Raw genomic sequence first — 6,021 nt, forward strand, 5'->3', positions numbered from 1 at the left:
CCCAGCCCTCTCCCGGAGGGAGAGGGGGCCGACTGTGTTGCTCTTGGGTCATACACCGACCTGAGATATCCAGTCGAACTCAGGTTTGAAAAGCATGGAGATCAGCTCCCTCTCCCTCCGGGAGAGGGTTGGGGTGAGGGCTGCAATCATTCAGCCGACAACAAAACCTCAGCCTTGCGCCTTAGCACACTCAGATCCATCACCGGCACCGCCCTCTCCTTCGCCAACTCATCCCAGCGCCGTATGCGCAGACTCAGCGCACACAACGGATCAGCCGCAAACGCATCTGCCTCAGCCTCGCTCATCACCCCGCCCTGATATTCCAGCGTGCGCCGACTCGCCTCACTCAACTGCGCGTAATACCCCGGCTCACGCAACGTCAGATAACGCTTGGCCTGCACGTGATACTCCACCAGCCGCGCCAGCCGCTCGCTGAAACCCGCCTCACGCAGATAATCCGCACCGAGCCGTTCATGGCTGACCACGCCATAACCGCCCATGTTGTCCGCGCCTTCGGCACATAGATGGCCGATGTCATGGAAAAACGCCGCGAGCACCACTTCATCATCACAGCCCTCGGCCATCGCCAACTCGGCGGCCTGGGACATGTGCTCGAGTTGCGACACCGGCTCGCCGATGTAATCGCTGGTACCGAAGCGTTCATACAGGCCAAACACCCGGGCGATCACCTGCTCGTGATTCATGCCTCCTCCAGCAACTGCGCGATGTTGCGTTCGGCCAGCGCCGGGCCGACGCTCATGCCGACGCCGGTGTGCATCAGCGCCACGCTCAAACCCGGCGCCGGGCGCAGGAACGAGAACGGGCCGGGGCCGCGAGCGCCATAGACGCCCTGCCAGCGTTCGACCACTTGCAGCCGGCAGCCCAGGGTCTGCTCGGCGAGTTCCAGCATCCAGTCGTCAATCTGCTCGGCATTGAACGGTGAAGCGTCGCTGCCGTAGTGATGTGAGTCGCCGATGATCAGTTCGCCATAGGGTGTCGGGCTGATCAGCAGGTGGATGCCGTTGGCGTGCAGGTGCGGTTGTTCACGGAGGATCTGTGCCTGCACCGCCGCGGCTTCCGGCAAATCGGCGAAGGCGCCGTAGTGCACGCAGCTCAGACCAGTGAGCACGGCGTGTTGCAGATTGAAATCGAACTGCGGTTTGGCCCGGAGCATTTGCAAGCGGCAGACTTGCGGCTCAAGCGCGGCAATCGGCTCGGCGAGCAGGGTCTGATAATCATGGCCGGAGCAGACGATGATCTGCTTCGCGGTAAAACTGCCGGCGGTGCTGTGCAGATGTCCCGGCTCGACGTCGCGCACCAGGGTGGAAAAGTGAAACTCGACGCCGAGGTCGCGGCGCAGGTAGTCGATCAGTGCCGGGATGGCTTCGCGCGAGTACAGCTGTTGATCGTCAATGCCGTGCAGTGCGGCGCGGTGATGGCTGAACTGGCCGCCGTACACATCACGCAACGCGGTTGCGCGAAGCAGTTCGACGTTGTAGCCGTGCTCGATCGCGCGTCCGGCGCAGAACGCTTCGAGCAGGTGTTCTTCGGCTTCGCTGCGGGCGAACAGATAGGAGCCGTTGCGCTTGATCTGCAGTCCGGCGAGTTGCGCCCAGTCGCCCCAGATTTCGCGGCTGGCCTTGGCAAGGTCGAGCATGGTGCCGGGTGGCTGACCGGTGACCAGCGCCTGACCGAAGTTGCGCACCGAAGCGCCGAGGGGCGTACCGGTGCGTTCGAATACCGCGACCTTGAGACCGCGTTTGGCAGCGGCGTAAGCGTGGGACAGGCCGAGGATGCCGGCGCCGACGATGAGCAGGTCTTTGGGTTGTGTCATAGAGTCAATCCCGCTTTTGTGGCGAGGGAGCTTGCTCCCGCTCGGCTGCGCAGCAGTCGCAACTTCCGCAGATGTGGAGTGCCTGACACTACTCATTTGCAGAATTTGGCACCGCTTCGCGCTCCAGCGGGAGCAAGCTCCCTCGCCACAGGATGTGTGGGTCAGTTATTTCGCGACAACCTTCTCGGACTTGCCGTCATACCGCTTGCGCCATTCAGCCAGGATCTCGTCGCGATTCTTCGAGGCCCAGGCAAAGTCGTTCTTGATCAGGCGCTGCTCATAATCGGCTGGCAATTCGGTCTGCGGCTTGGCAATCCCCGGCTGTGCAAGAACAGCGAAGTTCTCTTTGTACAAGTCCATCGCCTCGGCGCTGGCGGAGAAGTCGGCGAGTTTCTTCGCCGCTTCTTCATGCGGGGTGCCTTTGATCACCGCTGTCGCCTCGATCTCCCAGCCCAGGCCCTCCTTCGGCAGGATGATGTCCAGCGGCGCGCCCTGGCGTTTCAGCTGCACGGCAGGGTATTCAAAGGAAATCCCGATCGGAAACTCCCCCGCCGCTGCCAGTTTGCAAGGCTTGGAACCGGAGTGAACGTACTGGCCGATGTTCTGGTGCAAGCCGTCCATGTAGGCCCAGCCCTGCTTCTCGCCGAAGGTTTGCAGCCAGGCGCTGACGTCGAGGAAACCGGTGCCGGACGACGCCGGATTGGGCATGACGATCTTGCCCTTGTATTCAGGCTTGGTCAGGTCCTGCCAACTCACGGGTTTGCTCAGCCCCTGCTTTTCGGCTTCGACGGTGTTGAAGCAAATGGTCGCCGCCCACACGTCCATGCCGACCCAGGCCGGCGGGTTGGCGGCGTCGCGGTAGTTCGCGCCGATCTTGCCGAGATCCTTCGGCGCATAGCTTTGCAGCATGCCCTGCTGATCGAGGATCGCCAGACTCGAAGCCGCCAGGCCCCACACCGCATCCGCCTGCGGCCGGGCTTTTTCGGCGAGCAGTTTGGCGGTGATGATCCCGGTGGAATCGCGCACCCATTTGATCTCGACGTCAGGGTTGGCCTTTTCGAAGGCTTCCTTGTAGGACTTCAACTGTTCGGCTTCGAGGGCGGTGTACACCGTCAACTCGGTTTTCGCCGCGAAGGCATTCAGGCTGAAAGTCGCGAGCACAGCAGCGGCCAGGGCCATAGGCTTGAACATGAGCGTTTTCCTGTAGGTGAGTTGAATCAGTGACCGGGGGCGGTTTGCCGCCAGGCCTGGGAACGGCGCAACAGGCCGCGCGAAGCCCACGCCAGCAGCAAGGACACGCCCGCCGAGGTGAACAGAATCAGGGTCGACATCGCTGCAGCGCCGCCGACGTTGCCGGCGTCGTCCATGTTCAGCACTGCGACCGCCGCGAGGATGGTGTCGGGGCTGTAAAGGAAGATCGCAGCGGAAACCGTGGTCATTGCCGAGACGAACAGGTAGCGCACGATGTCCAGCAGCGCCGGCAGGCAGATCGGCACGGTCACGCGCAGGTAATGCCGGTACAGCGGCGCCTTCAGCGACAGCGCCGCCGCTTCGAACTCGGCGTCGAGCTGGCGCAGCGCGGTGGTCGCGGTCATTTGTGCGGTGGTCAGATAGTGCGCAATGGTGCAGACGATCAGCAGCGTCATCGTCCCGTAGAGCACGTGCAGCGGATTGCCGCTGAGGTTGAAGAAGAAGACATAACCCAGGCCAAGCACCAGCCCAGGCACGGCCATCGGCACGAAACTGAGCAGGCGCAACGTCAGGTTGAGGCCGCGCTGGGTGCGGGTTTTCTCCATCAGGTAAGCGCCAGTGAAGATCAGCACGCTGCCAATCAGCGCCGTGCCCAACGCCATCTTCAAGCTGTTGCTGTAGGCGAGCCAGCCACCGCCGGCGGTCTCGTTGAACTGATAGTGGTTGAGCGACAGCGACAGGTTGTATGGCCAGAACTTCACCAGCGACGAAAACACCGCCATGCCGAACACCAGCAGCAGCGCGGCGCTGATCAGCAAAACGATCACCAGATAGCAGCCGTCGCGCAGCTTGGACGGCAGCGGTTTGAACACCTGCGCACGGCCGCTCATCGAGTCGCCTTGGCGGCGACGCAGCCAGGCATCGACACCGAAACTGAATAGCGCCGGCAGCAACAGCACCATGCCGATCAACGCGCCGCGACCAAATTGCTGCTGACCGACCACGGCTTTGTAGGCCTCCAGCGCCAGCACTTGATAGTCGCCACCGACCACCACCGGCACACCGAAATCGGTGATGGTCAGGGTGAACACCAGACAGAACGCTGCAAACACCGCCTGCCGGGTCGCCGGCCAGGTGATGCTGCGAAACGCCTTGGCCGGACTGGCGCCCATGCTCGACGCAGCATCGAACAGACGCGCATCGGCCAGCGACAATGCCGAGAGCAGAATCATCAGCGCATGGGGGAAGGTATAAATCACCTCACCCAGCACAATGCCCCAGAACCCGTAGATGTTGTCCGAGAGCAGCCCACGCAGCATGCCCTGGTTGCCGAACAGATAGACCAGCGCAATCCCCGGCAGCATCGACGGCGCCATCAGCGGCAGCAGGGAAATCCCGCGCCAGATGCCCTTCGCCGGAATCAGCGTGCGTTGCAGCGCATAGGCAAACAGGTAGGCCAGCGGTACGACAATGGCGGCGACGCTGAGGGAAACTTTCAGGCTGTTGCCGAGCAGCCAGTGGAAATTGGCGCTGGTCACCAACTCCTTAGCCGCGAGCCAGCCACCGCCCTGCCCGGCGTCATTGCTGAAACCGCGCCAGAAGATCGCCAGCAAGGGCAGCAGCACCGCGAGGCCGAGCAGCACCAGCAGGAGGATTTTCCCGCCGACCACGAACAGGCGATCACCGATCTCGGCTTTCGAGGACTGTCGCACCTGCTTGTGCGGTAGCGGCAGCGCGAGGTTGCTGTTCATTAGGCAAACACCTGCAGGCTGCGCGGCGGCAAGGCGACCATGATTTGCTGGGCGCCGAGGCGCGGCATGGCTTCCGGCGCGAGTTCGGCGAGCAGTGCGTGGCCCGGCAATTGGTCGAGTTCGAAGCTCATACGGCAGCGGTTGCCGAGGAAAGTGATCTCGCGAACCTTGGCCGGGAACAGGTTTTCTTCATGCACCAGCGGATTGACATTGATCGCCTCCGGGCGGCAGAACAGTCGACCCGAGGCGCTGTGCACGCTGCCATCGGCCAAGCGCAGATTCATCCCCCCGACCTTGGCGTGGCTGTCGCTGCTTCGCTGGAACGGCAACCAGTTGCCCTGGCCGACAAACTCGGCCACGAACGGCGTGGCCGGGCGGTCGTAGATTTCCTGCGGGGTGGCGTACTGCTCGACGCGACCGTTGTTCATCACCGCGATGCGGTCGGCCATCAACATCGCTTCGTCCTGATTGTGCGTGACCATCAGGGTGGTAATGCCGAGGTTGCGTTGCAACTGGCGCAGCTCGGTGCACAGATGCTCGCGAACCCGAGCGTCGAGGGCCGACATCGGTTCATCGAGCAATAATAGCGACGGGGCCGGCGCCAGGGCCCGAGCCAGCGCTACTCGCTGTTGCTGACCGCCGGACAATTGGCCGGGGTACTTTTTCTCACTTCCGGTGAGGCCGACCAGTTCCAGCATCTGACCGACGCGACGGCGCACTTCATCGCGCCCGCTGCCGGCGAGGCCGTAGGCAATGTTCGCCTCGACGGTCAGATTGGGGAACAGCGCGTAGGACTGGAACAGAATGCCGTAGTCGCGAGCTTGCGGGGCGAGGTGCGAGACGTCGCGCTCACCCAGATACAGCTCGCCGCTGTCCTGCTTCTCCAGCCCGGCGATGCAGCGCAGCAGCGTGGTCTTGCCACAGCCCGACGGGCCGAGCAGACACACCAGTTCACCGGCGGCGACATCGAGCGAAACGTTATCCAGCGCAGTGAACGCGCCGAAACGCTTGTGCACGCCGCGCACTTTCATCGGCGCACCGGGGTGGGTCAGGGCAATTGCGATGGCAGGATTCATGGACAGACCTCATCAAGCAGATGAGGCCAATCCTAGAGTTGTAATGCGTCCGTCATGTGGCAGCGAGGCCAAAATGGCTGATAGTGGTATTCGGGGATTTTGGTTGGAAGTCAAAAGATCGCAGCCTTCGGCAGCTCCTACATTGGAATGCGTCCACCTGTAGGAGCTG

The 6,021-nt window shown here is 62.6% G+C and carries 5 protein-coding genes; all 5 read right to left on the reverse strand.

Features of this window, described 5'->3' with window-relative positions; translation table 11 throughout:
* Window positions 1-146: 146 nt before the first annotated feature.
* The 5 genes from DCO47_RS14365 to DCO47_RS14385 all read right to left on the reverse strand — a co-directional run bounded on the left by DCO47_RS14365 (window position 147) and on the right by DCO47_RS14385 (window position 5,852).
* Window positions 147-704, reverse strand: a complete 558-nt coding sequence (locus DCO47_RS14365) for a phosphonate degradation HD-domain oxygenase (protein WP_116658324.1) — start codon at window positions 702-704, stop codon at window positions 147-149.
* Window positions 701-1,834 (reverse strand): TIGR03364 family FAD-dependent oxidoreductase, encoded by a 1,134-nt coding sequence (locus DCO47_RS14370; RefSeq protein ID WP_116658325.1) that lies wholly within the window; start codon window positions 1,832-1,834, stop codon window positions 701-703. Before DCO47_RS14370 ends, DCO47_RS14365 begins: the two co-directional genes overlap by 4 nt.
* Before the next feature lie 165 nt (window positions 1,835-1,999).
* A complete protein-coding gene (locus DCO47_RS14375; RefSeq protein ID WP_042606530.1) occupies window positions 2,000-3,025 on the reverse strand; it encodes a putative 2-aminoethylphosphonate ABC transporter substrate-binding protein in 1,026 nt (341 codons plus the stop codon).
* Between the two features lie 26 nt (window positions 3,026-3,051).
* Window positions 3,052-4,776, reverse strand: coding sequence for a putative 2-aminoethylphosphonate ABC transporter permease subunit (locus tag DCO47_RS14380; RefSeq protein ID WP_116658326.1), 1,725 nt, complete (start codon window positions 4,774-4,776; stop codon window positions 3,052-3,054).
* A complete protein-coding gene (locus DCO47_RS14385; RefSeq protein WP_116658327.1) occupies window positions 4,776-5,852 on the reverse strand; it encodes a putative 2-aminoethylphosphonate ABC transporter ATP-binding protein in 1,077 nt (358 codons plus the stop codon). Before DCO47_RS14385 ends, DCO47_RS14380 begins: the two co-directional genes overlap by 1 nt.
* Between the last annotated feature and the right edge of the window lie 169 nt (window positions 5,853-6,021).

It is taken from the genome of Pseudomonas sp. NDM, assembly GCF_003105095.1.
Lineage (GTDB): Bacteria > Pseudomonadota > Gammaproteobacteria > Pseudomonadales > Pseudomonadaceae > Aquipseudomonas > Aquipseudomonas moraviensis_A.